This is a genomic window from Zobellella endophytica, assembly GCF_003012775.1.
Lineage (GTDB): Bacteria > Pseudomonadota > Gammaproteobacteria > Enterobacterales > Aeromonadaceae > Oceanimonas > Oceanimonas endophytica.
The window spans coordinates 161,226-187,125 of record NZ_PXYG01000003.1 but is presented as its reverse complement, the minus strand read 5'-3'; the positions used below and the strand labels follow the sequence as shown (position 1 = coordinate 187,125).

The following is a 25,900-nucleotide window of genomic DNA, read 5'->3' as shown; positions in this document are numbered from 1 at the left end:
ACCATGAGTACACAATGTTTGCGCGTAGGTGTGGGCGGGCCGGTCGGCTCGGGCAAGACGGCGCTGCTGCGCCAGCTGTGTCTGGCCCTGCGGGATCACTACGATCTGGCGGTGGTCACCAACGACATCTATACCAAGGAGGATGCCGAGTTCCTGCTGCGCCATCAGGCGCTGGCCGAGGATCGCATCATGGGGGTGGAAACCGGCGGCTGCCCGCACACCGCCATCCGCGAGGACGCCTCCATGAACCTGGCGGCCATCGACACCCTGCAGGAGCGCCATCCCGGGCTCGAGCTGGTGCTGGTGGAAAGCGGCGGCGACAACCTCTCCGCCACCTTCAGCCCCGAGCTGTCGGATCTCACCCTCTATGTGATCGACGTCTGCGCCGGCGACAAGATCCCCCGCAAGGGCGGCCCCGGCATCACCAAGTCCGACTTGCTGATCATCAACAAGACCGATCTGGCGCCCATGGTCAACGCCTCCCTGGAGGTGATGGACCGCGACGCCAGACGCATGCGCGGCGAGCGCCCCTTCGTCTTCACCAACCTGATGCGCGGCGACGGCCTGGGCGACATCATCCAGTTTATCCAGCAACAGGGCATGCTGCGCCCGCTGCCCGCCGACGTTGCCATAACAACCATAAAGGAAGGAGCATAACCATGAACAGAGCACTGATAGTACTGATGACCCTGGTCCCCACCGCCGCCTTCGCCCACCCGGGCCACGGCGACCACGGCCTGGTGTCCGGCTTTACCCATCCGCTGTTCGGTTGGGATCACCTGCTGGCCATGGTGGCGGTGGGCATGCTGGCGGTGCTGGGCCGGGAGCAGAAAGCCTGGCAATTGCCGCTGGCCTTCGTGGCGGCCATGGTGGCGGGGGCCCTCCTCGGCATCGGCGGGGTCGGTATTACCGGGGTGGAAACGGGCATTCTCGCCTCACTGATGGTGCTGGGCGGCATGTTGGCCGCCGGCGTCACCGGTTTTACCGGACTGGCCCTGGGGCTGTGCGCCCTGTTCGGCCTGTTCCACGGCAACGCCCACGGCCTGGAGCTGCCGGCCCACGGCTCGGCGCTGGGCTATTTCGCCGGCTTCGTGGCCGCCACCGCCCTGCTGCACGCCGCAGGTTGGCTGGCCGCCGGCAAAGTCCACGCCACCGCGGTGCGCATCGCCGGTGCCGCCATGGCCGGCGCCGGCCTGCTCGCCGCGATATAACCTTGGTCGAATAAATTCGACCCTACGGATACGTAGGGTCGATTTCAATCGACCATGCCAACAACGGCACCGGGACTCGGGCCGCCCTGTCCCGCCGGTCAGCTGGCCGGTCCTCTCATTGCCAAAGGCCCCTTTTGAGTCGATAATTTCCTATTCCAACAACCTGTTCAGAGCAACCCCCATGCTTGAAAAATACTTTCATTTAAAGGAACTGAATACCGACGTGCGCCGCGAGGTGCTGGCCGGGATCACCACCTTCCTCACCATGGCCTACATCATCTTCGTCAACCCGGCCATCCTGGCCGATGCGGGCATGGACCGGGGCGCCGTGTTCGTGGCCACCTGCCTGGCCGCCGCCATCGGCTGCTTTATCATGGGGCTCTGGGCCAACTACCCCATCGCCCTGGCTCCGGGCATGGGGCTCAACGCCTTTTTCACCTATACGGTGGTGCTCACCGAAGGTTACAGCTGGCAGGCCGCTCTGGGGGCGGTGTTTTTCTCCGGCTGTATCTTCGTGCTGCTCAGCCTGCTCAAGGTGCGGGAGTGGATCATCAACTCCATTCCGGGGCCGCTCAAGATCGGCATCGCCGCCGGTATCGGCCTGTTCCTGGCGCTGATCGGGCTGAAAAACGCCGGTATTATCGTCGATCACCCGGCCACCCTGGTGTCTCTCGGCGATGTCACCAGCCTGCCGGTGGGCCTGGCGGTGATGGGGTTCTTCCTGATCATCGGCATGGCGGCACGCGGCATGCGTGGCGCCGTGATGATCGGCATCCTGGTGATCACCGGGCTCGGCATCGCCTTCGGTGACGTGCAGTATGCGGGCATCATGTCCGCCCCGCCGTCCATCCTGCCGACCTTTATGCAGCTGGATATCGCCGGTGCCTTCAACCTGGCCATGCTGTCGGTGATCTTCGCCTTCCTGTTCGTGGACCTGTTCGACACCTCAGGTACCCTGATCGCGGTGGCCCAGCGCGCCAAACTGCTGGACGAACAGGGCCGGCTGCCGCGCCTGGGCCGGGCCCTGCTGGCCGACAGTACCGCCTCCATCACCGGCTCCATGCTGGGCACTTCCACCACCACTTCCTATGTGGAAAGCGCCGCCGGGGTGGCGGTGGGCGGCCGCAGCGGCCTGACCTCCGTGGTGACCGGCCTGATGTTCATCCTGGCACTGCTGTTCTCGCCCCTGGCGGGCATGGTGCCGGCCTACGCCACCGCCGGTGCCCTGGTGTACGTGGCGGTGCTGATGATGGGGCAGCTCAGCCACCTGCACTGGGACGATATCACCGAAGCGGTACCCGCCGTGGTGGTGGTGGCCATGATGCCCTTCACCTTCTCCATCGCCCACGGCATCGCGCTGGGCTTTATCAGTTTCGTCGGCGTCAAGCTGCTGGCCGGACGGGCCGCCGAGATCAGCACCACCGTCTGGGTGCTGGCGGTGCTCTTCGTGGTGAAGTTTGCGGTAGGGCTGTAACCCGTGCCGGGTTCGGTCGAATAAATTCGACCCTACAACTCCCATAGCTCAAGCTCAAGATCACAACAAAAAAAGCCCCGGAAATCCGGGGCTTTTTGCGTGATGGCCTGAGCCGTATCAGGGCTGCTCTTCCACCGCGGCCGGGGTGCTGGCCGGGCGGTATTTCAGCAGGAAGGCGACGGTGAAGGACAGGGCCACGCCCAGGCCGATCAGGGTAGCCGGCTGCATCCCCAGGCCGAAGCCGATATCCGCATGGGCCAGGTAGGTGAAGGTGACCGCCGTCATAAAGATGGCGGGCAGGGTGCACACCCAGTGCAGCTTGCCTTCCTTGGCCAGGTAGGCGGCGGCGGCCCACAGCATGATCATGGCGGTGGTCTGGTTGGCCCAGCCGAAGTAGCGCCAGATCACGCCGAACTCGGCCTGGGTGATCAGGTAGCCCACCACGAACATGGGCAGGGCGATCAGCAGCCGCTTGGGCAGGGACTGCTGGGGCAGCTTGAGGAAGTCGGCGATGATCAGGCGGGCGCTGCGAAAGGCGGTGTCGCCCGAGGTGATCGGCAGTATCACCACGCCCAGTATCGCCAGCACGCCGCCCACCACACCGAGCAGGCTGGTGGAAACCTGGTGCACCACGGCGGCGGGGCCGCCGCTGGCCAGCACCGCGTTCAGCGCCTCCGGGCTTTCATAGAAGGAGATGCCGAGGCTGCACCAGATAAGCGCTATCACCCCTTCGCCGATCATGGCGCCGGTGAAGATAAAGCGGCCGGAGCGCTCGTTTTGCATGCAGCGGGCCATCAGCGGGGACTGGGTGGCGTGAAAGCCGGACACGGCGCCGCAGGCGATGGTGATAAACAGCAGCGGCCACAGGGGCAGCCCGTCCGGATGCAGGTTGCTGAAGTCGAGCCCGCCCGAGTGGAAGCCGTTGCCGCTGGCGAACTGGCCCAGCAGCAGGCCCACCGACATAAACACCAGCAGGGCGCCGAAGATGGGATAGAGGCGGCCGATGATTTTGTCGATAGGCACCAGGGTGGCGATGATGTAATAGGCGAAGATGGCGGCCACCCAGGCGGCGACCGTGGTGCCGGAGAGATCGCCCAGCAGCTTGGCCGGGCCGAGCACGAACACCACGCCCACCAGCAACAGCAGCAACACGGCGAAGATATTCATAAAGTGCTTGGCGAAGCTGCCCAGTTGCTGGCCGACCACGGTCGGCACCGAGGCGCCCCTGGCCCTGACCGACAGCATGCCGGAAAAGTAGTCGTGCACGGCGCCGGCGAAGATGCAGCCGAATACGATCCAGAGCATGGCCACGGGGCCGTAGAGGGCGCCCAGTATGGGGCCGAAGATGGGGCCCAGGCCGGCGATGTTCAGCAACTGCACCAGGTAGACCTTCTTGTCCGACATGGGCACATAGTCGACCCCGTCGGCCATGGTGACCGCCGGGGTATCCAGCTCGGGCCGGGGCCCGAACAGGCGCTCGATGAACTTTCCGTAGGTGAAGTAACCGGCAATCAAGAGGCCGATACAAAGTAAAAGCCACGTCATAACACTGCTCCTTGTCTGTGAACGGGTTGTTAACGTTATGCAGTGTAAGGAGCCGGCCGGTAAAATCCCGGCCTTATTGGGTGAGCGGTCATATGGCCCGCCGAGCGGCGAGGCCCCCTTCCGGAGCCGGGCCGAAAGGTGAGCGCTATCACGTTGCGGTGAAGCCGAAATGGTCCTTGAGAAACTTCAGGTAACGGCGGCTGACCGGCAGGGCGTGGCCATGGCGGGTCTTGAGCTCGGCGGCGTGGTTGTCCAGCAGGACTATCTCGCGGATTGCCTCGCCGCGGACCAGGTACTGGCGGTGAATACGCAGCAGGGGGCTGCGCGATTCCAGCGCCTTGAGGGTGAGCTGGGCATGGTAGGTGGCCTCGGCGGTCACCAGGTGGACGCCGCCGAGATCCGAATAGGCGTATTCCACCTCGTCGATGGGCACCAGGCGGATGCGCTGCTGCTGGTAGCAGGGCACCATCCGCAGGGGCGGGGTCACCGCCGCCAGATCCTGGGGCGCCAGCGCCTGTGACAGCCGGGCCAGGGTCTTGTGCAGCCGGGCCGGGGCCACGGGCTTGAGCAGGTAGTCGAAGGCGTTGTCCTCGAAGGCCTGCACCGCGTAGTCGTCGAAGGCGGTAACGAACACCACCCGGGGCAGGCGGGCGGGATCGAGCAGGGCCAGCAGCTCCAGCCCGCTGACCTTGGGCATCTGGATGTCGAGGAAAACCACATCGGGTCGCAGCCGGTTGAGCAGGGCCAGCGCCTCCAGGGCGTTGCCGGCCTCCGCCAGCACGGTGACGTTTTCGGCGCGCAGCAGCTCGGCCAGCTCGGCGCGGGCATAGGGTTCGTCGTCGACGACAAGGGCACTGATCATGGGTGGTCCTCCGTAACGGGCAGTGACACCGTGACCCGGGTCCACTGTTCCGGCTCGCATTCTATCTGCACCCCGTACTGGTCGCCATAGAGGGACTTGACCCGCTTGTCGACCAGGCCGAGGCCGAGCCCGTCCGACCGGGCGGCGGGCTGGTAGTTGCCGGCGTTATCGGTGATCCGAAGCCGTATCTGTTCGCCCTCCCGTCGTGCCTCCACCCTGATATCGCCCTGCTCCAGCAGGGTGGAGGTGCCGTGTTTGATGGCGTTCTCGATGATCGGCTGCAGGGTGAAGGTGGGCAGCCGCTGCCCCAGCAGGGCCTCGGGCACGTCGAAGCCGACCCTGAGCCGGTCGCTGAAGCGGGCCTGCTCTATCGCCAGGTAAGCCTGCACGTGTTCCAGCTCTTCCTTCAGGGTGGTGCGCTCGCCGGAGCGCTTGAGGTTCTTGCGGAAAAAATGGGACAGGTGCAGCAGCAGGGCCCGGGCCTTGTCCGGATCCAGCCGGATGATGGCGCCGATGGTGTTGAGCGCGTTGAACAGGAAGTGGGGGTTGACCTGGGCGTGGACCAGTTTCAGCTCGGCCTGGGTCAGCAACTGCTGCTGGCGCTCCAGCTGGCCGCTGAGGATCTGGTGGGCCATCAGCTCGGCAATGCCTTCGCCCAGGGTGCGGTTGATCTTGAGGAACAGCCGTTTCTTGGGCTCGTAGAGCTTGATGGTACCGAGGATGCCGTTGCAGCCCTTGATGGGGATCACCAGCACCGAGCCCAGCTTGCAGTCGGCGGCGAGGGAACAGGCATAGGGCACCTGGTAGCCGTCGGCGAACTTCACCTGTTGATCCGCTATCGCCTCCAGGGTCAGGGCCGAGGAGATGGGGGTGCCCGGCCGGTGGTGCTCGTGGCCCAGGCCGGTGAAGGCCAGGATCTTTTCCCGGTCGGTAATGGCCACGGCGGCGACCCCGATCTCCTGGTGCAGGATGCGGCAGATCTGCTCGGCGGACTCCCGGCCGAAGCCCCTGGCCATGATGCCCACGGTGCGGCGGGCGATGGCCAGGGCCCTGGCCGAATAGGCGCTGGAGAATTTTTCATGCATGGTCTTCTGGTCGCGGATCATGCTGATAAAGAGCGCGGCGCCGGTGGCGTTGGCGAGCAGCATGGGCAGGGCGATCACCTGCACCAGGGCCCAGGCCTGCTCGAAGGGGCGGGCGACCAGTAGTATGGTGCCCATCTGCAGGGCCTCCGCCGCCAGGGTGGTGAAGAAGGCGATGCGGGGGGAGAAGAGGGCGGTGACATCGCCCTTCCTCACTAGCCGGTAATGCACCAGGCCGCCCAGCAGCCCTTCCAGGGTGGTGGAGATGGCGCAGGCCAGGTCGGTAAAGCCGCCCATGGAGTAGCGATGCAGGCCGCCGGTCAGGCCGACCAGAAAACCGATCACGGGCCCGCCCAGCAGGCCGCCGAGCACGGCCCCCACCGCCCGGGTGTTGGCGATGGCGTCCTGCACCGCCAGGCCGAAGTAGCTGCCCATGATGCAGAAGCCGGAAAAAACAAAATAAATCAGCAGCTTGTGCTGAAACCGCATGGCGTCGTTGGCCACGGGCCTGAACAGGGGGGACTTGGAAAACAGATAGGCGATCACCAGAAAGACGCTCATCTGCTGCAGCAGGGAGAGGATTAACAACATCCGCAAGGCTCCTCGGGCTCGCTCCGCCTGACCTCGGTGGCCGGCATGGTTCAGGGAACCATTGTCGGCCCTGAGCGGCGGCAAGTAAATGTGGGGTAGCGCTTGAGCGGTAGGATCGTCAAGGGTCGACTTCAGTCGACCAAACCCCGGCGCCGATGGTGGAAAGGTCCATTGAAATGGACCCTACGGCAAAGCCGTCGCCTGCGGTAGGGTCGTCGTAGGGTCGACTTCAGTCGACCAAACCCCGGCGCCGATGTTGTAAAGGTCCATTGAAATGGACCCTACAACAAAGCCGGTGGAACCCGGCACTCAACCAGCCGGCTAAAACTCGGCGTTGCGCGGGGTGCGGGGGAAGGGGATCACGTCGCGCACGTTGGCCATGCCGGTCACGTAGGCCACCAGGCGCTCGAAGCCGAGGCCAAAGCCGGAGTGGGGCACGGTGCCGTAGCGGCGCAGGTCCCGGTACCACCAGTAGTCTTCCTTGTTCAGGCCCATCTCTTCCATGCGCTTGTCCAGCACCTCCAGCACCTCTTCCCGCTGGGAGCCGCCGATGATCTCGCCGATACCGGGAGCCAGCACGTCCATCGCCGCCACGGTTTCGCCGTCCGGGTTCAGCTTCATGTAGAAGGCCTTGATATGCCGCGGGTAATTCTTCACCACCACCGGCGCCTGGAAGTGCTCCTCGGCCAGGTAGCGCTCGTGCTCGGAGGAAAGATCGATGCCCCATTCCACCGGGAATTCGAAGGTGCGACCGCTTTCCTGCAGGATGCGCACCGCGTCGGTGTAATCCACCTGGGCGAAGTCCTTCTCCACGAAATCCTGCAGCCGGCTGACTACCTCCTTGTTGACCCGCTCGGCGAAGAAGCTCATGTCGTCCATGCGCTCCTCGAGTACGGCCTTGAACACATACTTCAGCATGTCTTCGGCCAGGGCGGCGATGTCGTTCAGATCGGCGAAGGCCAGCTCCGGCTCAATCATCCAGAACTCGGCCAGGTGGCGGCTGGTGTTGGAGTTTTCGGCGCGGAAGGTAGGACCGAAGGTGTAGATCTTGCTGAGCGCGCAGGCGTAGGTTTCGCCGTTGAGCTGGCCGGACACGGTGAGGAAGGCTTCCTTGCCGAAGAAGTCTTCGCCGAAGTCCACCTGGCCCTTGTCGGTGCGCGGCAGGTTATGCAGATCCAGGGTGGATACCCGGAACATCTCGCCGGCGCCCTCGGTGTCGGCGGCGGTGATGATGGGGCTGGCCACCCAGATGTAGCCGCGCTCGTGGAAGAAGCGGTGAATGGCCTGGGACAGGCAGTTGCGCACCCGGGCCACGGCGCCGATCAGGTTGGTACGCGGGCGCAGGTGGGCGTATTCGCGCAGGTATTCGATGGAGTGGCGCTTGGCGGCCATGGGATAGGTGTCGGGATCGTCCACCCAGCCCACTACCTTGACCTCGGTGGCCTGCAGCTCGAAAGCCTGACCCTGGCCCTGGGACTCGGCCACGGTGCCGGTCACTTCCACGGAGCAGCCGGTAGTCAGACGCACCACTTCGGACTGATAATTCGCCACGTTATTGGGCACCACGGCCTGCACCGGATGGAAGCTGCTGCCGTCGTGTACCGCCAAAAACGAAATGCCCGCCTTGGAGTCACGGCGAGTACGAATCCACCCCTTAACGGTCAGGGTGGTACCAACGGGATATTTGCCCGCCAGCACATCTGCAACGGATGCGTGGGTCATCTTGAATCGCTCTCCAGCTTTAAACTAAATCGGCGCCCGGCCGATAGACTATATATAAGGGGGCTAATGTTACCCTTGTAGCCTCAGGACTCAAGCAAAAGATGTGCGTGGAGGTAGCCTATGGTACAGCGACGCATAGACTGGCTGGGTCGGCTGCTGGCCGGCATGACCCTGGGGGGCTGGGTGCTCTACGTCCTGCTGCTGGTGCTGTTTCATTACGGCCGCCCCGAGCAGGAATTCGGCTACCTGAAATACCTGGAAGTCGACGTCAGAACCACTTGGCTGAGCCTGCCGACCTACTGGTTTCATGTGGGCATTTGGGGCGCCCTGGGGCTGGCGGTGACCGCCTTTACCCTGGTACACCTCAAGGGCCGCCGTCACAGCCAGTTTCTCAAGGTGTACCTGGTGATGCTGGCCTCGGCCGCCATCCTTACCCTGTTGCTGTTTTATTTTTACCCCTCCTGAACCCCATCGGCCTCAGTGCTGGTGGTCGCCATGGCCGTCACTATGACCTCCACCATCGCCCTGGTGATGGGCGCTGTGATCCATGGGGGCCGGTGCGGGCTCGGCCGGCATCAGCCGTTCGGTTTCCTCCTCGATATAGGCCAGCAGGGCATGGACATGGCTGTCATTCAGGCGCAGGTTCGGCATCGACACCCGGTTATACTGTTCGTACAGGGCCAGGGCGAGGGGATCCTTTTCTTCCAGCATGCGGTCGGGCTCCTTGATCCAGCGGACCAGCCAGGCGGGATCCCGGTTGCGGGTGACGCCCAGCAGATCCGGACCAATGCCGCGCATGCCCGCATGCTCGTTGTCGCCCAGGGTATGGCAGGAGGAGCAGCGGGTGCGAAACAGTTGTTCACCGGTGGAGGGGGCTCGCAGCTCGGGGGCTTCCTCGTAGCTGTTGTCCATCGCCACCGCCTGCTTCCAGTTATGCAGGCTGTTGCCCAGCCGATCCGCCAGTATGTAGGGGTTCTCGAACGGCGATGCCTTCATCCAGCGGCCGGTACTCTGGTTGCCGACGATCATGGTGATGGTGTGGTTGTTATCGGGACTGTCGTCGACTCCTTCGATAAAGAGGCCGAGCTTCTGGCGCAACCGATCGATATCCTGTTCGGCGCCGGTCAGGAACTGCCAGCCGGGCCCGACCCGGAACCGTTCGGCATACTGCCTGAGCACCTCGGGGGTATCGGTTTGCGGATCTATGGTGATCGAATAGAAGAAGATGTCCCGGCCGACCCTGTCTCCGAGCAGGTCCTGCACTTGCTTCAGGCGGGCGGTCTCCAGCGGGCAGGAGTCGGTGCAACTGGTGAAGATGAAGTTGATTGCCACCACCTTGTCCTTGAGCAGATCGTCAAAGAAGCGGACCTCCTCGCCATGCTGGTTGACCAGCAGTGTATTGGGGAAATAGTCGGCTCCCCAGGGGCTGGCGGTCGTCCCCTGGACAAATAATAGGCAAAACAGGCCCAGCAGGGCCCCTTTGCACCATGAATAAGGATTTCGTTCCATCTTTCGTTCTCCCTGGTGTTAGCGGTCTACGAAGGAGGCCACCGGGGTGATCCCGGCGGATCGTCGGAGCTCATCGCTCCGGCGGTTGTTGTTGCGGTTGCGGTCGTCGTCCCGGTCGCGGCGTTCGTCCCGGGTATTGCGGTTGCGGTCGTCGTCCCGGTCGCGGCGTTCGTCCCGGGTATTGCGGTTGCGGTCGTCGTCCCGGTCGCGGCGTTCGTCCCGGGCGTTGCGGTTGCGGTCGTCGTCCCGGTCGCGGCGTTCGTCCCGGGCGTTGCGGTTGCGGTCGTCATCCCGGCTGTCACCGACATCGGCGAGATCGTCTCCACTGTTGCCGTCATCGTTGTCGGCCAGTCCGTCACCGGTGTTGCCGTCGCCGTTGTCGGCCAGTCCGTCACCGGTGTTGCCGTCGCCGTTGTCGGCCAGTCCGCCATCGGTGTTGCCGTCGCCGTTGTCGGCCAGTCCGTCATCGGTGTTGCCGTTGTCGCCAAGCCCATCATCATTATCGACAATATCGTCAATACTGCCGCCATCATCCCGGCTTTCATCGTCGTCGTCCCGGAAGCCGGTACGGGCGGTGGGCAGGGCCACCGAGTTCACATAACGTACCCCGTCCCAACTGGGCAGGGGGGTGGGCATCAGCTGGAACTGTCCCGGCTGTTCCAGATCCCAGCGCAGCAGCATGGCGGTGTCCTCATGCTGGGTGTTGTGGCAGTGCTCCATATAGGTGCCGGCAAACTCCCGGAAGCGGAAGGCGATTTCGACCACTTCGGAGGCTTCATCCTCGCGCCCGATACGGAATACGTCCTTGCGTGCCCACTTTTCCCATTCCGGCGGGGCCTTGCCGTCGCGGCTCAGGATCACCCCTTCCTCGAAGTGCACATGCACCGGGTGGCTCCAGCCACCGCCGCTGTTGTCGAGCCGCCATACCTCCAGGGTGGTGTCGCCGCTGAAGCCGGCGTCGGTCGGGCCGGTGTCCAACTGGGGCGCCGCCGAGATGCGCCGGGGGTCCATGGCGTAGCCGAAACCGTCGTCGGTCTGTATGGTCCAGGGGTTTTCGTCGGTGCCGTCGGAGCGGCTGAATTCGAAGGTACGCTTGCGCGCCTGCCGCAGTTTGGCCTGCATCTCCGGATCGTCCCGGTCGATGGTGAGCGGGATCATCTTCTTGCCGCCCGGCTCGTACTCCGCCGGGTTCATGCTCAGATCCTGGCCGGCGTAAGGCTTGACATTAAACTGCAGGAACTTGCCTACCACGGGGTCGCCATCCCGCCAGCGTAGGCCCTTGTCGGTTTGCCGAGTGACCGCCTTGTATTCCTCGGACAGCACCTCGTCCAGTGGGATGGCTTCCTCCGGGTTGCGGCCGTCGTCGTGCTCCATCAGGTTGACGAAGTAGATCCTGTCGCCCGGCTGGATGCCGTGCTTGGAGAAGTCGATGATGATGTCGTAGCGCTCGGCGATACCCTGTTCCGGCATGATGCCGTGGTGATCGTCCAGGTCGCCGTCGCCGTCCAGATCCCGGCTGCCGTCGAAGGGGATAGCATGCTCCATGATGTTGCCGTCATTGGCGATCAGGTGGAAGGGCACCCGGTCGTAGGAGACGCCCGAGCCGTCCGGGCCGGGAAATTCGCCGCCGCCGCCGGAGATCTCCCGCACTACCGCAATCTTGAAGTAGCGGGACACCGAGCCGTTGAGGAGGCGGAACCGGTAGCTGCGGGCGCGCACGTCCAGGTAGGGTTTGTACAGCCAGTTGACCAGCATCTGGTCGCCGAGGAAGCCGTCGGTATTGAAGGGGTTGAACCACAGCTGGCCGCTCGGATCCCAGGCCTTGTCGGCGATGATCAGGTTGACGTCGTAGTCGCGGTTGCCCCAGGAATAGGCGGTGCCGCTGGGAAAGCGCAGGTTGACTCCGTCCTCGAACCCCTCGTTGCCCCGGTCGAGGGCGCTGTAGTAGTTCATCATGGCGGCGTTGCCCTTGTAGACGTTCTGGGCGGTGAAGTCGAGCATATGATCGTGGAACCAGTGAGTGCTCATGGTCTCCCGCCAGTCGCCGCGGATGCGGATACTGCCGTTGTCGCAGTTTTTGAGGCCGGGATTGGTGTCGTTGACCCACAGGGTTTCGCCGGGCTCGCAGGGAAAAGCGGCGCGGGGATCCTCGGCGGTGGTGTTGATGCTGTCGTAGCCGGCCAGCTGCATCGGCCAGCGGTAATCGTAGAACTGGCCGGGAAAGAAGAAGGCGTTGGCGTAGCCGTCGCTCTCCGCCGGCACATGGCCGTTGTGCTCATGGGTGGTGATGGTGTGCAGGCCGAAGCCCCGGTTGGCCGCCGGATCGATGGGCAGGGCGTTATAATGGCGCATCAGTATCGGCTGGCCATGGCGGGCCATAAGCAGCTTGGGCGGCAGGGTGCCGTCGAAGGTCCAGAGCGACTTGTGGTCCTGCACCGGCATCTTGGGGTGGAAACGCACGGCGAGCCCCCTGCTGCTGCCATTGTGGTAATAGAGGCCGCCGGGGCCGAATTCTCCGTTGGTGTAACCATGGGTCTGTTTGCTGTCTAGGATCCCGCTGTTGACCCGGGAGCCGGCCTGCACCGTCTTGAAGCCCACCTGGGGATAGAATTCGTTCCAGCGTTGGTGTGACCAGCCTTTGCCGGGGGGGCGGCCTTCGGCGGGGGCGCCGACCAGGCTGCGGTTGAGGAAGTGCTCGATGTGCGCCTTCCAGGGGTTACGGTCCAGCACATTGGCAAACTGGGTGGGAAACGGATGGAACCCCGGTTGTTGCAGGAAAGCATCCAGGGCGCTGCCGGCCGGGCTGCTGCGGGCCAGGTACAGGGGATCCTGCTCCGGCGCCGGACCCGTGCTGGGCTGCGGAAAGCGGATGTTGCCTGCGGGCACCGTCGGATCCACCTTTTCCATGCCAAAGGCTTCGAAGCGCAGCATGTGCTGGGTGAAGGGCCTGGCGCCGTAGAGCGGGCTGGCCGGTCCCTCGGAGGGATAATCGAAGGAGGGCTGATCGTCGGGCTGCAGCACGTTTTCGGCGAGCGGTGTGGTCCTGTCGCCGAAAACGTTATCGGGCATTTCCAATGCTCCTTTGTAGGCCGCCGGCAGAGTCAGCAGCTCCGCCAGCGCGGCCCTGTTGTCGGCCGGTGGATCGACGAAGGCGGACGGGTCGGTGGCCGGTGGCGGGCCGACGTCGTCGACCGGGGCGGCGCTCGCCAGGCCCAGGGTCAGCAGCACTGCCGTGGCGATGCCGGTGTATCGGAGTCCTTGTGCCGGGGTTGTGCTGCTGTTCATTCTTGTCACCCTCCGCCGGGCATGCCGTCCCTGGCATGCCACGCCTTTCGCCTCTCGATGCGCCCGGGACGGGCGCCGCAACCGCTTACCTCGGCGCCGGCCGTGCCCGGACGCCGTGGCTTTTCTCCCTGTTGGTCATTGTCTGATCCTGTCGACACCGCAAACGGCCACCGACATTGGGATCCCCAGCAAGGAGCGCGCCAGTCTTTGACGCTTCGGCACGCTGGTATAGCAGTGGGGCGCCGAGGGGTGAAACCGGGCAGCCGTGGATGTGGATTAAGGGGATGGCGAGGGGCATTTTCCCCGCTTGTGGGGACATAGCCCCACAAACGGGGGCAGTGTCATACCCCATCGGGGACGGCGGGCTGCCGGACCGGGAGATGACTGGCGGTTCCGAACGAATCGGTGTATATCTGAAGCTGTCCACTTTCATTCACGCCGGTTCGGCACGCTGCTTGTGGCCCGGCGTTAGGTTCAGCGAGGCTATCCGGTGTCCGACAAGCTGTCTGGTTTCCTGGCGGGGGGGCTGTTGCTGGCCACCTTGCTGATCCCCGCTTTTTCCTGGTTGCTCCCCCTGCTCAGTTACGATACCCAGCGGCTGGGGCAACTACTGCTGCTGGCGCTGCTGGTGGTGTTCCTGATCGCCGCCCGAGCCCCCCTGCTGGCCGGATACCGGCTGCTGGCGTGGTTTCTGTTTTGGGGCCTGGCGTCGGCTGGCATCAACGGTTTGGTGCTGGACCAACTGGTAGAGGTCAGCCTCTTTGCGCTGCTGCTGCTGGCAGTGTACATCACCGCTACCCTGATCGATCGGTACCCGGCGGCGCTGGCACTGTGGGTCAAGCCATGCTGGTTGTTGTCGGCGCTGGCCTATGTGCTGATCGCCCTCGTCTATCTGATCGTCCTGTACCGGCTACAGGGCGGGGTGAGCGGCCATGAGCCGATGCACGGTTTTATCAATCCCCGTTTTTTCAACCAGTACCAGGGCTGGCTGCTGCCCGTGCTCACCGGCCTGCTGTTCCTGCCTCGCCCGACCTGGCTGTCGGCGCCGACCTGGTGGGGCCTGCTGTTGCTGAGCCTCGGCATGCACTGGGCCCTGATCTGGCAGACCCAGGGACGGGGCCTGCTGCTGGGGCGGCCGGGGCGGCGCTTCGCCCTGGCCACCCTGGGAGTGGCGGTGCTGGGGGCCATCCTGGCCTGGCTGCTGTTCGATGCCCCCGGACTCGATCCCGAACGCAGCCGCCTGCTGTCCGCCGGACTGTCCAGCCGCGAGCAGCTCTGGGCCCGGGCAATCGAGCAGATCTCGCATCACCCCTGGTTCGGTGTCGGACCGATGCAGCTCGCCGCGGATACCGTGGCTGGCCCTCGTCACCCGCATAGCGCCCCCTTGCAACTGGCGGCAGAGTGGGGGTTGCCCGCCCTGGGGATGGTGCTGGTGCTCCTGGTTTGGGCGGCGGTACGCTGGCTGCGACTGGCCCGGACCGTGGTGCTGGGGAGGGTGAGCAGCCGGGTCGAGCCGGTCTGGTTTGTGATGCTGACCGCCGCCATGGCCACGGCGGCGCTGCAGTCGCTGCTGAGCGGTGTGATCGTGATGCCGGTCAGCCAATTGATGCTGGTGCTGGTGCTGGGGATGGCGTTTGGACTGTACCGCTCATACCGGCCGGGGCCGTCGCTGTCGGCACGGAGTACGGCGGCCGTGAAGCTGTTGGCGGTGCTGGCCCTGATGGTGCTGGCGGCTTATGTGACGGAGAGCCGGGAGCATGTCGAACACACCTATGAAAGGGGTCGTGGGCAGCAAGGGCAGGGGGAGACACTCAGGCTGGCGCCGCGTTTCTGGAGCGACGGTCGGTTGTCTGCGCAGCCCGTGGCAACGCTGGCCCGGGAATAGACGAAAAAACGCCAGTCGCAGACTGGCGTAAAAGGCCCGCCGGCCATGCCCGGGCACCGGCGGGTAGAACGGGGCATGGCCCCGGTGTCGTTATTCCTTCGCCTGCACCAGGGTCAGGATGTCGTAGCTGGCCACCAGCTGGTCGCGCTGGTTCTTGACCTTGATGTCCCACACCACCACGCCCTGGGGCAGATCGTCCGGGGTGCGCCTGGGCTTGCGGGTTTTCTGCTTGCAGGTCAGCTCCACCTGTATGGTGTCGCCTATCTTCACCGGCTCGATAAAGCGCAGCCCTTCCATGCCGTAGTTGGCGATCACCGGGCCCGGTGCCGCGTCCACGAACAGGCCGGCGGCGGCGGACACCACAAAGTAGCCGTGGGCCACCCGCTCGCCGAACAGGGATTCGGCGGCGGCAATCTTGTCCATATGGGCATAGAAGTGATCCCCGCTCAGGCAGCCGAAGTTGACGATGTCGGCCTCGGTCACGGTGCGGCGGGCGGTCAGCAGGCGCTCGCCCACGGCCAGCTCCTCGAAGTATTTGCGGAAGGGGTGCACCCTGTCTTCCACCACGGGGGCGCCGGTGGTCCAGCTGTGGCTCAGTTGGGTCATGGCGCCGGGGGAAGATTGCACCGCGGTGCGCTGCATATAGTGTTTCACCGCGCGCAGGCCGCCCATCTCCTCGCCGCCGCCGGCCCGGCCGGGGCCGCCGTGCACCAGGTGGGGCAGGGGCGAGCCGTGGCCGGTGCTCTCCTCGGCGCTGACGGGATCGAGCAGGTGCAGCCGGCCATGCCAGGCGCCCAGTTGCGCCACCAGGGCGGAAATGTCCTGACCGGCGTTGAACACCAGGGATGCGACCAGGCTGCCTTCGCCCAGGGCCACCAGTTCCAGCAACTCGGCTTCGTCGTCGTAGGGCAGCAGGGTGCACACCGGGCCGAAGGCCTCGGTCTGGTGCACCAGCGGGCTTTCCTTGGGCTGGTCGCACCGCAGCAGGGTGGGCGGGTAGAAGGCGCCGGCTTCGGGGGCCTCGGCGTCCACCGCAAAGGGCTGCTGGTGGCCGCCGCACAGGATGCGGGCCTGGCTCGCCAGCTGCTCCACCTTGTCGCGCACGTCCGCCAGCTGGCGCTGGCTGGCCAGGGGACCCATGGTCACCCCTTCCCGGGCCGGATCGCCCAGCACCACCTTGCCGAGTTTGGCAAGCAGGGCGTCCTGAACCTGGGGCAGCAGGGCCCGGGGCACAAAGGCGCGGCGGATGGCGGTGCACTTCTGGCCGGCCTTGGTGGTCATCTCCCGCACCACCTCGCGCACGAACAGGGCCTGGGTGGCGGCGTCGGCGCCCTCCACCAGGATGGCGCTGTTGACCGAGTCCGCCTCCATGGTGAAGGGGATGGAGCAGCGGTTGAAACGGGGGGTGGCGCGCAGCTGCTGGCCGGTGTGGGCCGAGCCGGTAAAGGTGACCACGTCCTGGGGGCCCAACTGGTCGAACAGATCGTTGACCCCGCCGCAGAGGATCTGCAGGGCGCCCTCGGGCAGCAGGCCGGACGCCAGCGCGCATTTCACCACCGCCTGGGTGAGCTGGGCGCCGTCGGTGGCCGGCTTGACGATGGCCGGCATGCCCGCCAGCAGGGTGGGGGCCAGCTTTTCTAGCATGCCCCACACCGGGAAGTTGAAGGCGTTGATGTGCACCGCCACTCCCGGCTTGGGGGTCAGCATGTGGCGGGCGCCGAAGCCGCCCCGGCGCGACAGGGGGATCCAGTCGTCTTCCAGCAGGATGCGTTCGTCGCTCAGTTCGCGCCGCACCAGGCTGGAATAGGTGAACAGGGTGGCGAAGCCGCCTTCTATGTCGATCCAGCCGTCCTTGCGGGTGGCGCCGGTGGCGGCGGACAGGGCGTAGAATTCCTCCTTGCGCTCCGCCAGGTGGCTGGCCAGGGCCTTCAGCATATGGGCCCGCTGATGGAAGCTCATGGCCGCCAGCGCCTGGCCGCCCTGTTTGGCCCAGGCCACCATGGCGGCCATGTCCAGCCCCTGGCTGGTCACCTCATACAGCGGGGCGCCGGTGACCGCGTGGCGCACCAGGCGTCCTTCGCCTTCTCCCGCCAGCCAGCGGCCGGCCACATAGCTCTGCAGTTTTTCCATCACTCCTCCCTCGGATACGACACCAAAAAATCACGATCAACATAAATTGTGTTACATAATTTGTTGCTGTTGTGGCTACTTGTCAACGATGTTTTATGGATTTTATACGGCAATCCCAGATCATTGTGTTTTTATTTCCTTATATATCAAGGTGTTGATGTAACTATAAAATGATTCATTAAAAAATATATTGTAATATTTTATGTGTCATATTAAGTTTTCATCATGTTTTTGAAATGTTGCACACCCTGGTGCAGGAGGTTGAGTGATGGAAAACGCCGAACAGCTCGCACGGTTTGAACAGGCCGTACGCGACGAAGTGAACATAGAGCCCAAGGACTGGATGCCGGAGGCCTACCGCCAAACCCTGATCCGCCAGATTGGCCAGCACGGCCATTCCGAAGTGGTGGGCATGCTGCCGGAAGGCAACTGGATCACCCGGGCACCCAGCCTGCGCCGCAAGGCGGTGCTGCTGGCCAAGGTGCAGGACGAGGCGGGCCACGCCCTTTACCTGTACAGCGCCGCCGAAACCCTGGGCGCGGACAGGGACGAGATGATGGAAAAGCTGAATGATGGCCGGATGAAGTACTCCTCCATCTTCAACTACCCCACCCTGGGCTGGGCCGACGTGCCGGCCATCGGCTGGCTGGTGGACGGCGCCGCCATCGTCAACCAGGTGGCCCTGTGCCGTACCTCCTACGGGCCCTACGCCCGGGCCATGGTGCGCATCTGCAAGGAAGAGAGCTTCCACCAGCGCCAGGGCTTCGAGGCCATGATGGCCCTGGCCAACGGCAGCGAGGAGCAGAAGCGGATGGCCCAGGACGCGGTAAACCGCTTCTGGTGGCCGGCGCTGATGATGTTCGGCCCCTCCGACGCCGACTCGCCCCATTCCGCCCAGAGCCTGGCCTGGAAGATCAAGCGCTTCGGCAACGACGAGCTGCGCCAGAAATTCGTGGACAACACCGTGCCCCAGGTGCACGCCCTGGGCCTGACGGTGCCGGACCCGGATCTGCGCTGGAACGAAGCAACCGGCCACTACGAGTTTGGCGAGATCGACTGGGACGAGTTCTACGCCGTGATTGCCGGCCAGGGGCCCTGCAACCACGAGCGTCTGGCCGTCCGCCGCAAGGCCTGGGAAGAGGGCCGCTGGGTACGCGAAGCGGCCAGCGCCTATGCCGCCCGCCGCCCGCACGCGGCCTGATGAACAAGCAAGGAGAGCAAGCCATGAACAAGCAATGGTCGTTGTACGAAGTCTTTATCCGCAGCAAGCAGGGCCTGCACCACCGTCACGTGGGCAGCCTGCGCGCCGCCGACGATGAAATGGCCCTGGAGCACGCCCGGGACGCCTACACCCGCCGCAAGGAAGGGGTGAGTATCTGGGTGGTGAAGTCCGAGCTCATCACCGCCAGCCAGCCCGAGGAGAAGGGCGCCTTCTTCGAGCCGGCGGAGGACAAGGTGTATCGCCACCCGACCTTCTACCGGATCCCCGACGGCATCGAGCACATGTAGGAGGCGGTATGGACAAGGCACACAAAGACGCGCTTTTTACTTATCTGTTGCGCCTGGGCGACAACCAGCTGGTGCTGTCGCACCGGCTGTCCCAGTGGTGCGGCCACGCCCCCGAGCTGGAGCTGGACATCGCCCTGGCCAACATCGGCCTGGATATCCTGGGCCAGGCCCGCACCCTGCTGACCATGGCGGGCGAGCTGGAAGGCCAGGGGCGGGACGAAGACCGGCTCGCCTTTTTCCGGGACGAGCGGGAGTTCTGCAACCTGCTGCTGTGCGAGCAGCCCAACGGCGATTTCGCCCGGACCCTGATGCGCCAGTGGTGGCTTGATAACTACCACCAGTTGCTGTTCACCGCCCTCACCGGCTCGGGTTACGCGCCGCTGGCGGCCTTCGCCGCCAAGTCGCTGAAGGAGGTGAACTATCACCTGCGCTTTTCAAACGGCTGGATCCAGCGGCTCGGCCTCGGCACCGAGGAAAGCCACAGCCGCACCCAGGCCGCCCTGGACGAGCTGTGGCGCTTCACCGGCGAGCTGTTCGCCACCGACGAGGTGGAAGCGATGCTGGTGGCGGCGGGCATCCTGCCCGGGCTGGACGAGCTGGCCGGCCAGTGGCGGGCGCGCATCGAGGCAGGCTGCCGCCAGGCCGAGCTGACCCAGCCCTCCCAGGCGCCCTATCGCCAGGGTGGCCGCCAGGGCCGGCACACCGAACACCTGGGGTTCCTGCTGGCGGAGATGCAGTCGCTGCCGCGGGCCCATCCGAACGTGAGCTGGTAAGGAGAAGCAAGGTGCAAATCGCCGATCATCGCATTCCCCGCTGCTGGGAGCTGCTGAAAACCGTGTCCGACCCGGAGATCCCGGTGCTGTCGGTGACCGATCTCGGGATGATCCGCGGGGTGGTGCTGGCCGAGGACGGCGCCCTGGTGGTGCGTTTTACCCCCACCTACAGCGGCTGCCCGGCCACCGACATGCTGGAGGCCGACATACTGGCGGCCCTCGGCCGGGATGGGCTGCGTCCGGCCCGGGTGGAGCTGGACCTGTCCGAGGCCTGGACCACCGACTGGATGAGCGCCGAGGGCAAGCACAAGCTGCGCCGGTACGGCATAGCGCCGCCCCAGGGGCCGGCCTGCGGCCAGCACCTTATTCCCGAAGACGGGGTGCCCTGCCCGCAATGCGGCAGCCACCATACCCGGCTGGTGAGCGAGTTCGGCTCCACCGCCTGCAAGGCCCAGTACCAGTGTCGCGACTGCCTGGAGCCGTTCGATTACTTCAAGTGCATCTAGCCAAGCCGCACAGGGAGCAGAGTATGAATCAGTTTTATTCGCTACGGGTCAAGTCCGTACAGGAGCAGACCCAGGACGCCATCGCCATCGCCTTCGAGCTGGAGGGCGACAACAAGGAGCGGTTCCGCTTCAGGCCGGGCCAGCACCTCACCCTGCGTTACCAGGACCAGGGGGAAGAGCTGCGCCGCTGCTACTCCATCTGCAGCCGCCAGGACGAGGAGGAACTCACCATCGCCGTCAAGCGGGTGCCCGGGGGCCGTTTTTCCAACTGGGTGAACGACAACCTCAAGGCGGGAGATGCGCTGGAGGTAATGCCGCCCCAGGGCCTCTTCTTCCAGCATGCGGAAAAGCAGGGCGGCGAAAGCTACCTGGGCTTTGCCGCCGGCAGCGGCATCACGCCCCTGCTGTCCATCGTCAAGGCGGTGCTGGGCGAGCGGCCCGACAGCCGTTTCACCCTGGTGTACGGCAACCGCAGTTGGCGCCAGACCATGTTCGCCGAGGCGCTGGCGGATCTGAAGGACCGCTATCCGAGCCGCTTCCAGCTGATCTGCGTGTTCAGCCGGGAGCAGGGCGAGAGCGACATCCTCAACGGCCGGCTCGACGCCGCCCGTATCCAGTCCCTGTTTGCCAGCCAGCTGCTGGCCGACCGCTACGACCACTGCTTCGCCTGTGGTCCCGAGGAGATGATGCAGGCGGTGGAGCAGGTGCTGCCCGACCACGGCCTCGCCCGGGAGCGCATCCATACCGAGCGCTTCAACTCGGGCGTGCCGCGCGCCATCAGCGCCGAGCAGCGCGCCGCCCGCAGCCAGGGCGACGTCAGCCTGCTGCTGGACGGCCGCGAGTTCCGGCTGGAGGTGAGCGCCGAGGACGACAGCATCCTCGACGCCGCCCTGCGCGCCGGGGCCGATCTGCCCTACGCCTGCAAGGGCGGGGTCTGCGCCACCTGCAAATGCCGGGTGCTGGAAGGCGAGGTGGACATGGCCCTCAACTACAGCCTGGAGCAGGACGAGGTGGCCAGGGGCTATGTGCTGAGCTGCCAGGCCCGGCCCCGGAGCGGTGCGGTGCGCATCAGCTTCGACGACTGAACCTGGGAGGAGGAGAGGATGACGGAGCGGGATATTCTGAGCCGGCGGGGGGACGACGGGGTCTTGACCCTCAGCCTCAACCGGCCCGAGCGGCGCAACGCGCTGCGCAACCAGAGCCTGCGCGAGCTGGGCGATGCCCTGGCCGGGGCCGCCAGTGACGAGCGGGTGCGCGCCGTGGTGCTGCGCGGCGAGGGCCGCGGCTTTGCCGCCGGGGCCGACCTGGAAGAGATGCGCCACCTGGACGCGGTGGCCCTGCAGCAGGACGAACGGCCGGCCCTGTGGGCGTGCATCGAGGCCTTTCCCAAGCCGCTGATCGCGGCGGTGAACGGCTTCGCCCTGGGCGCCGGGCTGGAGCTGGTGCTGCACTGCGACCTGGTGGTGGCGGGCGAGGGCGCCCTGCTCGGACTGCCCGAAATCACCCTCGGCATCATGCCCGGCGCCGGCGGCACCCAGCGGCTGACCCGCCAGCTCGGACAGCAGACCGCCATGCGCATGGTGCTCACCGGCGAGCCCATCAGCGCCGAGCGCGGCCATGAGCTCGGCCTGGTGAGCCGGGTCTGTCCGCCGGGCCTGACCGACGAATACGCCCACCAGCTGGCCCGGCGCATCGCCGCCCAGGCGCCGCTGGCGGTACGGGCCGCCAAGGCCGCCGTGCGGGCCTGCCAGGAAACCAGCCTGAGCCAGGGCCTGCGCCAGGAGCGCCAGGCCTTTGTCTGGCTGGCCGCCACCGACGATCGCAACGAAGGCATCAACGCCTTTCTGGAAAAACGCGCACCGCACTACCGGGGGAAATAATGGAATACCAGCATATCGAATGTTACAGGGAAGGCGCCGTGGGCGTGCTCGCGCTCAACCGTCCGGCCCAGCTCAACAGCTTCAATGAACGCATGCACCAGGAAGTGGCCGAGGTGCTGAAAGCCTGGGAGCAGGACGCCGAGATCCGCGCCATCCTGCTCACCGGCCGTGGCCGGGGCTTTTGCGCCGGCCAGGATCTGGGCGATCGGGCCGTGGCCCCGGGCGGCGAGGCGCCGGATCTGGGCCTGTCCATCGAGCGTTACTACAACCCGCTGATCCGCCGCCTGACCAGCCTGCCCAAGCCGGTGGTGTGCGCGGTGAACGGCGTGGCCGCCGGCGCCGGCGCCAACATCGCCCTGGCCTGCGACATCGTGCTGGCGGCGCGGAGCGCCTCCTTTATCCAGGCGTTTTGCCGGCTGGGCCTGGTGCCAGACTCCGGCGGCACCTGGCTGCTGCCCCGGCTGGTGGGCCGCGCCCGGGCCTTGGGCCTGGCCCTGCTGGGCGACAAACTCGGCGCCGAGCAGGCGCTGGACATGGGCCTTGTCTGGCGGGTGGTGGACGACGAGCAACTGGGCAGCGAGGCCATGCAACTGGCCCAGCACCTGGCCCGCCAGCCCACCTACGGCCTGGGGCTGATCAAGAAGGCCATCCACCAGGCGGAGAGCAACAGCTTGGAGCAGCAACTGGAGCTGGAGCGGGATCTGCAGCGCCTGGCCGGCCGCAGTGAAGACTACCGGGAAGGGGTGGACGCTTTTCTCAACAAGCGGTCGCCGAACTTCAAGGGGTGCTGAGATGAGCCGCAACGCAATTCAACGAGTGGCGGTGATCGGCGCCGGCACCATGGGCCTGGGCATCGCCCAGGTGGCGGCCCAGGCCGGACACAGCGTGCAATTGTACGATGTCGACCCGGCCCGTACCCGCGCCGCCCTGGCGGAGCTGGCCGAACGGCTGGCCCTGCGGGTGGCCCGGGGCAGGCTCGCCGAGGATGACAGGACCGCCCTGCTGGCGCGGCTGGTGCCCGCCGAGTGCCTGGCCGAGCTGGCCGAGGCTGAGCTGGTGATCGAGGCCGTGGTCGAGCGGCTGGAGGTCAAGCAGCAGCTGTTCCGGGAGCTGGAAGCCATCTGCGGCGAGCAGACGATGTTCGCCTCCAACACCTCGTCCATTTCCATCACCGCCATCGGCGCCGCCCTGGCACGGCCCGAACGGCTGGCCGGGCTGCACTTTTTCAACCCGGCGCCGGTGATGAAGCTGGTGGAGGTGATCTCCGGCCTGGCCACGGCGGCGCCGGTGCGCGACACCCTGCTCGCCCTGGCCCGGGACTGGGGCAAGGTGGCGGTCCATGCCCGCTCCACCCCCGGTTTTATCGTCAACCGCATCGCCCGGCCCTATTACGGAGAGACCCTGCGCGCCCTGCAGGAAGGGGTGGCTGAGCCCGGGGTGCTGGACGCCCTGATGCGCAGCGCCGGCGGCTTTCCCATGGGAGCCTGCGAGCTGACCGACCTGATCGGCCAGGATGTGAATTTTGCAGTGAGTACCAGCGTCTACCGGGCCTTCTTCGACGAGCCCCGCTACCGGCCTTCGCTGGTGCAACAGGCGCTGGTGGACGCCGGCCGCCTGGGGCGCAAGTCCGGCCAGGGCTTCTACCGCTACCAGGGCGGCCAGCCGGAGGTGCAGGAACTGCCCAGCCCCGCCGGCCGGGCGCCGGAGCGGGTGGTGGTGCGCGGCGACTGGTCCGGGCTCAAGGGGGTCGAGGCCCTGCTGGCCCGTTATCCAGGCACTATTGAGCGCGAGGGCGGCGCGCCCGCCCTGCTGATCGACGGGGTCTGCGTCGAGCCGACCAACGGCCAGAGCGCCGCCCTGCGCCACCCGGGCCGGGCCGCCATGGCCCTGGACTGGGCCGAGGACTACGAGCGGGCCCAGTACCTAGCGCTGGGGGTGTCGGCCTGCTGCACACCGGAGCAGGTGGCCGCCGTGACCGGCTTTTTCCAGGCCCTGGGCAAGCAGGTGCTGTTGCTCTCGGATCACCCGGGGCTGCTGGTGCTGCGCACCCTGGCCACCCTGGTCAACGAGGCCGCCGAGGCCTGTTTGCACGGGGTGGCCAGCCCGGAAGACATCGATCTGGCCATGCGTTATGGCGTGAATTACCCCAAGGGGCCGGTGGCCTGGGGGGCGGAAATCGGCTACCGCCGGTTGCTGGCTCTGCTCGAACGACTGCACGCCCTGTACGGCGAGGACAAATATCGCCCGTCGCTCACCTTGCGGCACTGGGCGGCCAGGGAGGAAGCCCATGACTGAACGAATGGAAGAGGATCTGGCCCGGCGCTGCGCCGAGGCCATGTTTGCCAACGACGCCTGCAGCCAGCACCTGGGCCTGGAACTCGAGAGCGTGGCTGCCGGCGCCGCGGTGATGACCATGCGGGTGCAGCCGTGGATGCTCAACGGCCACGGCAGCATTCAGGGCGGCATACTGTTTACCTTCGCCGACGCGGCCTTCGCCTTCGCCTGCAACGGTTACAACCGGGTGACCATAGGGCAGGGTTGCAGCATCGATTACCTCAAGCCTGCCTTCGCCGGCGAGTTTTTGCGGGCCAGGGCCGAGGAGCGGCACCGGGGCGGGCGCACCGGCACCTACGACGTGCAGCTGGAGAATGAAGCGGGGGAGGTGCTGGCGTTGTTCCGGGGCCGCTCCTACCAGGTAAAGGGAACCATTTTAAAGGAAGAACACCATGACTGATGCCTATCTGTGCGACATGGCGCGGACCCCAGTGGGCCGCTACGGCGGCGCCCTGAGCGGGGTCCGCGCCGACGATCTGGCCGCCGTTCCCCTGCGCCGGCTGATGGAAAACCACCCCCAACTGCCCTGGGAGCGGGTGGACGAGGTGATACTGGGCTGCGCCAACCAGGCCGGCGAGGACAACCGCAACGTGGCGCGCATGGCGGCCCTGCTGGCGGGGCTGCCCGTCACGGTGCCGGGCACCACCGTCAACCGGCTGTGCGGCTCCGGCCTGGACGCCCTCGGCTTCGGCGCCCGCAGCATCAAGGCCGGCGAGGCCCACCTGGTGCTGGCCGGCGGGGTCGAGTCCATGTCCCGGGCGCCCTTCGTGATGGGCAAGGCCGGGAGTGCCTTTTCCCGCCAGGCGGAGCTCTTCGACACCACCATCGGCTGGCGTTTTGTCAATCCGCTGATGAAAAGCCAGTACGGCAGCGATGCCATGCCGGAAACCGCCGAAAATGTGGCCGAACGCTATGGCATCAGCCGTCACGATCAGGATACATTTGCGCTACAAAGCCAGCGGCGCACCGAGCAGGCCCGCCAGAGCGGCATGCTGGCCCGGGGCATGGTGCCGGTGCTGGTGCCGGGGCGCCGGGGCCAGGTCACCGAGGTGAGCGCCGACGAGCATCCCAGGCCCGAGACCACAATGGCGGATCTTTCCCGGCTGCCGACCCCCTTCCGGGCGAACGGCACCGTGACCGCCGGCAATGCCTCGGGGGTGAACGACGGTGCCGCCTGCGCCCTGCTGGCCAGTGGCCAGGCGGTGCGCCAGTACGGTCTTACCCCCCAGGCCCGCATCCTGGCCATGGCCAGCGCCGGGGTGGAGCCCCGCTACATGGGCATGGGGCCGGTGCCGGCGGTGCGCGCCGTGCTGGAAAAGGCCGGTCTTAATCTTGAGCAGATGGACGTGATCGAACTGAACGAGGCCTTCGCCGCCCAGGCCCTGGCGGTGCTGCGCGAACTGGGGCTGCCGGACGATGCCGCCCACGTCAACCCCAACGGTGGCGCCATCGCCCTCGGCCATCCGCTCGGCATGAGCGGGGTGCGCCTGGTAATGGCGGCGGTGAATGAACTGAAACGCACCGGCGGTCGTTACGGCCTGTGCACCATGTGCGTGGGTGTGGGTCAGGGCGTGGCCCTGATCGTCGAGAACCTCGCGTAAC

General features: G+C 65.9%; 22 protein-coding genes. 15 read left to right on the top strand and 7 right to left on the bottom strand.

The annotated features are described in order from the left end of the window. Window positions 1-3: 3 nt before the first annotated feature. The 3 genes from ureG (at window position 4) to C7H85_RS09900 (ending at window position 2,685) form a co-directional block, all read left to right on the top strand. Window positions 4-657 (top strand): urease accessory protein UreG, encoded by a 654-nt coding sequence (ureG, locus tag C7H85_RS09910; RefSeq protein ID WP_106729552.1) that lies wholly within the window; start codon window positions 4-6, stop codon window positions 655-657. Window positions 658-659: 2 nt separating this feature from the next. Beyond that, window positions 660-1,211 carry a HupE/UreJ family protein gene (locus C7H85_RS09905; protein WP_106729551.1) on the top strand — a complete coding sequence of 184 codons (552 nt, stop codon included), beginning with the start codon at window positions 660-662 and terminating at the stop codon, window positions 1,209-1,211. A gap of 181 nt (window positions 1,212-1,392) precedes the next feature. After that, window positions 1,393-2,685: an NCS2 family permease gene (locus C7H85_RS09900; RefSeq protein WP_106729550.1), complete on the top strand. Its 1,293-nt coding sequence runs from the start codon at window positions 1,393-1,395 to the stop codon at window positions 2,683-2,685. A 117-nt stretch (window positions 2,686-2,802) separates the two neighbouring features. Here C7H85_RS09900 and C7H85_RS09895 read toward each other — a convergent pair whose 3' ends face one another. The 4 genes from C7H85_RS09895 to asnS form a co-directional block, all read right to left on the bottom strand. Next, window positions 2,803-4,230: a carbon starvation CstA family protein gene (locus C7H85_RS09895; RefSeq protein ID WP_106729549.1), complete on the bottom strand. Its 1,428-nt coding sequence runs from the start codon at window positions 4,228-4,230 to the stop codon at window positions 2,803-2,805. A gap of 148 nt (window positions 4,231-4,378) precedes the next feature. Then, a complete protein-coding gene (gene btsR / locus C7H85_RS09890) occupies window positions 4,379-5,092 on the bottom strand; it encodes a two-component system response regulator BtsR (RefSeq protein ID WP_106729548.1) in 714 nt (237 codons plus the stop codon). Then, a complete protein-coding gene (locus C7H85_RS09885; protein WP_106729547.1) occupies window positions 5,089-6,765 on the bottom strand; it encodes a sensor histidine kinase in 1,677 nt (558 codons plus the stop codon). Before C7H85_RS09885 ends, btsR begins: the two co-directional genes overlap by 4 nt. Before the next feature lie 321 nt (window positions 6,766-7,086). Further along, entirely contained in the window at window positions 7,087-8,487 is a 1,401-nt protein-coding gene (gene asnS, locus C7H85_RS09880; protein WP_106729546.1) for an asparagine--tRNA ligase, read from the bottom strand. Window positions 8,488-8,607: 120 nt separating this feature from the next. Here asnS and C7H85_RS09875 point away from each other — a divergent pair, with 120 nt between their 5' ends. Next, window positions 8,608-8,952, top strand: coding sequence for a hypothetical protein (locus C7H85_RS09875; RefSeq protein WP_106729545.1), 345 nt, complete (start codon window positions 8,608-8,610; stop codon window positions 8,950-8,952). 12 nt (window positions 8,953-8,964) lie between these two features. On the opposite strand, the gene C7H85_RS09870 is transcribed toward C7H85_RS09875, so the two are convergent. Both C7H85_RS09870 and C7H85_RS09865 read right to left on the bottom strand, forming a co-directional pair. Beyond that, on the bottom strand, window positions 8,965-9,996 hold the full coding sequence (locus C7H85_RS09870) for an SCO family protein (RefSeq protein ID WP_106729544.1): 1,032 nt from the start codon (window positions 9,994-9,996) through the stop codon (window positions 8,965-8,967). A gap of 18 nt (window positions 9,997-10,014) precedes the next feature. Beyond that, entirely contained in the window at window positions 10,015-13,281 is a 3,267-nt protein-coding gene (locus tag C7H85_RS09865) for a multicopper oxidase domain-containing protein (RefSeq protein WP_106729543.1), read from the bottom strand. Between the two features lie 490 nt (window positions 13,282-13,771). Here C7H85_RS09865 and C7H85_RS09860 point away from each other — a divergent pair, with 490 nt between their 5' ends. Continuing rightward, complete coding sequence (locus tag C7H85_RS09860) at window positions 13,772-15,166, top strand: O-antigen ligase family protein (protein WP_106729542.1); 1,395 nt, start codon at window positions 13,772-13,774, stop codon at window positions 15,164-15,166. A 90-nt stretch (window positions 15,167-15,256) separates the two neighbouring features. Here C7H85_RS09860 and paaZ read toward each other — a convergent pair whose 3' ends face one another. Further along, window positions 15,257-17,296 carry a phenylacetic acid degradation bifunctional protein PaaZ gene (gene paaZ / locus C7H85_RS09855; RefSeq protein WP_106729541.1) on the bottom strand — a complete coding sequence of 680 codons (2,040 nt, stop codon included), beginning with the start codon at window positions 17,294-17,296 and terminating at the stop codon, window positions 15,257-15,259. Window positions 17,297-17,564: 268 nt separating this feature from the next. On the opposite strand from paaZ, the gene paaA reads away from it, so the two are divergent. The 10 genes from paaA to pcaF are packed head-to-tail and all read left to right on the top strand — an operon-like array spanning window position 17,565 to window position 25,899. Continuing rightward, on the top strand, window positions 17,565-18,497 hold the full coding sequence (gene paaA, locus C7H85_RS09850; RefSeq protein WP_106729540.1) for a 1,2-phenylacetyl-CoA epoxidase subunit PaaA: 933 nt from the start codon (window positions 17,565-17,567) through the stop codon (window positions 18,495-18,497). Between the two features lie 23 nt (window positions 18,498-18,520). Beyond that, window positions 18,521-18,805, top strand: coding sequence for a 1,2-phenylacetyl-CoA epoxidase subunit PaaB (gene paaB / locus C7H85_RS09845; RefSeq protein WP_106729539.1), 285 nt, complete (start codon window positions 18,521-18,523; stop codon window positions 18,803-18,805). Window positions 18,806-18,813: 8 nt separating this feature from the next. Beyond that, complete coding sequence (paaC, locus tag C7H85_RS09840) at window positions 18,814-19,578, top strand: 1,2-phenylacetyl-CoA epoxidase subunit PaaC (protein WP_106729538.1); 765 nt, start codon at window positions 18,814-18,816, stop codon at window positions 19,576-19,578. 11 nt (window positions 19,579-19,589) lie between these two features. After that, entirely contained in the window at window positions 19,590-20,084 is a 495-nt protein-coding gene (gene paaD / locus C7H85_RS09835) for a 1,2-phenylacetyl-CoA epoxidase subunit PaaD (protein WP_106729537.1), read from the top strand. Window positions 20,085-20,107: 23 nt separating this feature from the next. Next, window positions 20,108-21,169 (top strand): 1,2-phenylacetyl-CoA epoxidase subunit PaaE, encoded by a 1,062-nt coding sequence (gene paaE / locus C7H85_RS09830; RefSeq protein ID WP_106729536.1) that lies wholly within the window; start codon window positions 20,108-20,110, stop codon window positions 21,167-21,169. Window positions 21,170-21,187: 18 nt separating this feature from the next. After that, window positions 21,188-21,964: an enoyl-CoA hydratase-related protein gene (locus C7H85_RS09825; RefSeq protein ID WP_106729535.1), complete on the top strand. Its 777-nt coding sequence runs from the start codon at window positions 21,188-21,190 to the stop codon at window positions 21,962-21,964. Next, complete coding sequence (paaG, locus tag C7H85_RS09820) at window positions 21,964-22,755, top strand: 2-(1,2-epoxy-1,2-dihydrophenyl)acetyl-CoA isomerase PaaG (RefSeq protein ID WP_106729534.1); 792 nt, start codon at window positions 21,964-21,966, stop codon at window positions 22,753-22,755. Before C7H85_RS09825 ends, paaG begins: the two co-directional genes overlap by 1 nt. A 1-nt stretch (window position 22,756) precedes the next feature. Then, a complete protein-coding gene (locus C7H85_RS09815; protein ID WP_106729533.1) occupies window positions 22,757-24,259 on the top strand; it encodes a 3-hydroxyacyl-CoA dehydrogenase in 1,503 nt (500 codons plus the stop codon). After that, the gene (gene paaI / locus C7H85_RS09810; protein ID WP_094039817.1) at window positions 24,252-24,698 is read left to right on the top strand and encodes a hydroxyphenylacetyl-CoA thioesterase PaaI; all 447 of its coding nucleotides are present in this window, start codon (window positions 24,252-24,254) and stop codon (window positions 24,696-24,698) included. The genes C7H85_RS09815 and paaI overlap by 8 nt, the downstream gene beginning before the upstream one ends. Further along, a complete protein-coding gene (pcaF, locus tag C7H85_RS09805) occupies window positions 24,691-25,899 on the top strand; it encodes a 3-oxoadipyl-CoA thiolase (protein WP_106729532.1) in 1,209 nt (402 codons plus the stop codon). Before paaI ends, pcaF begins: the two co-directional genes overlap by 8 nt. Window position 25,900: the final 1 nt, after the last annotated feature.

What these genes read in the sequence shown, in the direction of transcription:
- C7H85_RS09905 (WP_106729551.1), top strand. Translation starts at nt 660, where the DNA reads ATGAACAGAGCACTGATAGTACTGATGACCCTGGTCCCCACCGCCGCC.
- paaZ (WP_106729541.1), bottom strand. Translation starts at nt 17,296, where the DNA reads ATGGAAAAACTGCAGAGCTATGTGGCCGGCCGCTGGCTGGCGGGAGAA.
- btsR (WP_106729548.1), bottom strand. Translation starts at nt 5,092, where the DNA reads ATGATCAGTGCCCTTGTCGTCGACGACGAACCCTATGCCCGCGCCGAG.
- paaB (WP_106729539.1), top strand. Translation starts at nt 18,521, where the DNA reads ATGAACAAGCAATGGTCGTTGTACGAAGTCTTTATCCGCAGCAAGCAG.
- C7H85_RS09885 (WP_106729547.1), bottom strand. Translation starts at nt 6,765, where the DNA reads ATGTTGTTAATCCTCTCCCTGCTGCAGCAGATGAGCGTCTTTCTGGTG.
- C7H85_RS09815 (WP_106729533.1), top strand. Translation starts at nt 22,757, where the DNA reads ATGAGCCGCAACGCAATTCAACGAGTGGCGGTGATCGGCGCCGGCACC.
- ureG (WP_106729552.1), top strand. Translation starts at nt 4, where the DNA reads ATGAGTACACAATGTTTGCGCGTAGGTGTGGGCGGGCCGGTCGGCTCG.
- C7H85_RS09895 (WP_106729549.1), bottom strand. Translation starts at nt 4,230, where the DNA reads ATGACGTGGCTTTTACTTTGTATCGGCCTCTTGATTGCCGGTTACTTC.
- C7H85_RS09865 (WP_106729543.1), bottom strand. Translation starts at nt 13,281, where the DNA reads ATGAACAGCAGCACAACCCCGGCACAAGGACTCCGATACACCGGCATC.
- pcaF (WP_106729532.1), top strand. Translation starts at nt 24,691, where the DNA reads ATGACTGATGCCTATCTGTGCGACATGGCGCGGACCCCAGTGGGCCGC.
- paaE (WP_106729536.1), top strand. Translation starts at nt 20,108, where the DNA reads ATGAATCAGTTTTATTCGCTACGGGTCAAGTCCGTACAGGAGCAGACC.
- asnS (WP_106729546.1), bottom strand. Translation starts at nt 8,487, where the DNA reads ATGACCCACGCATCCGTTGCAGATGTGCTGGCGGGCAAATATCCCGTT.
- paaG (WP_106729534.1), top strand. Translation starts at nt 21,964, where the DNA reads ATGGAATACCAGCATATCGAATGTTACAGGGAAGGCGCCGTGGGCGTG.
- C7H85_RS09825 (WP_106729535.1), top strand. Translation starts at nt 21,188, where the DNA reads ATGACGGAGCGGGATATTCTGAGCCGGCGGGGGGACGACGGGGTCTTG.
- paaI (WP_094039817.1), top strand. Translation starts at nt 24,252, where the DNA reads ATGACTGAACGAATGGAAGAGGATCTGGCCCGGCGCTGCGCCGAGGCC.
- C7H85_RS09900 (WP_106729550.1), top strand. Translation starts at nt 1,393, where the DNA reads ATGCTTGAAAAATACTTTCATTTAAAGGAACTGAATACCGACGTGCGC.
- paaA (WP_106729540.1), top strand. Translation starts at nt 17,565, where the DNA reads ATGGAAAACGCCGAACAGCTCGCACGGTTTGAACAGGCCGTACGCGAC.
- C7H85_RS09870 (WP_106729544.1), bottom strand. Translation starts at nt 9,996, where the DNA reads ATGGAACGAAATCCTTATTCATGGTGCAAAGGGGCCCTGCTGGGCCTG.
- C7H85_RS09875 (WP_106729545.1), top strand. Translation starts at nt 8,608, where the DNA reads ATGGTACAGCGACGCATAGACTGGCTGGGTCGGCTGCTGGCCGGCATG.
- paaC (WP_106729538.1), top strand. Translation starts at nt 18,814, where the DNA reads ATGGACAAGGCACACAAAGACGCGCTTTTTACTTATCTGTTGCGCCTG.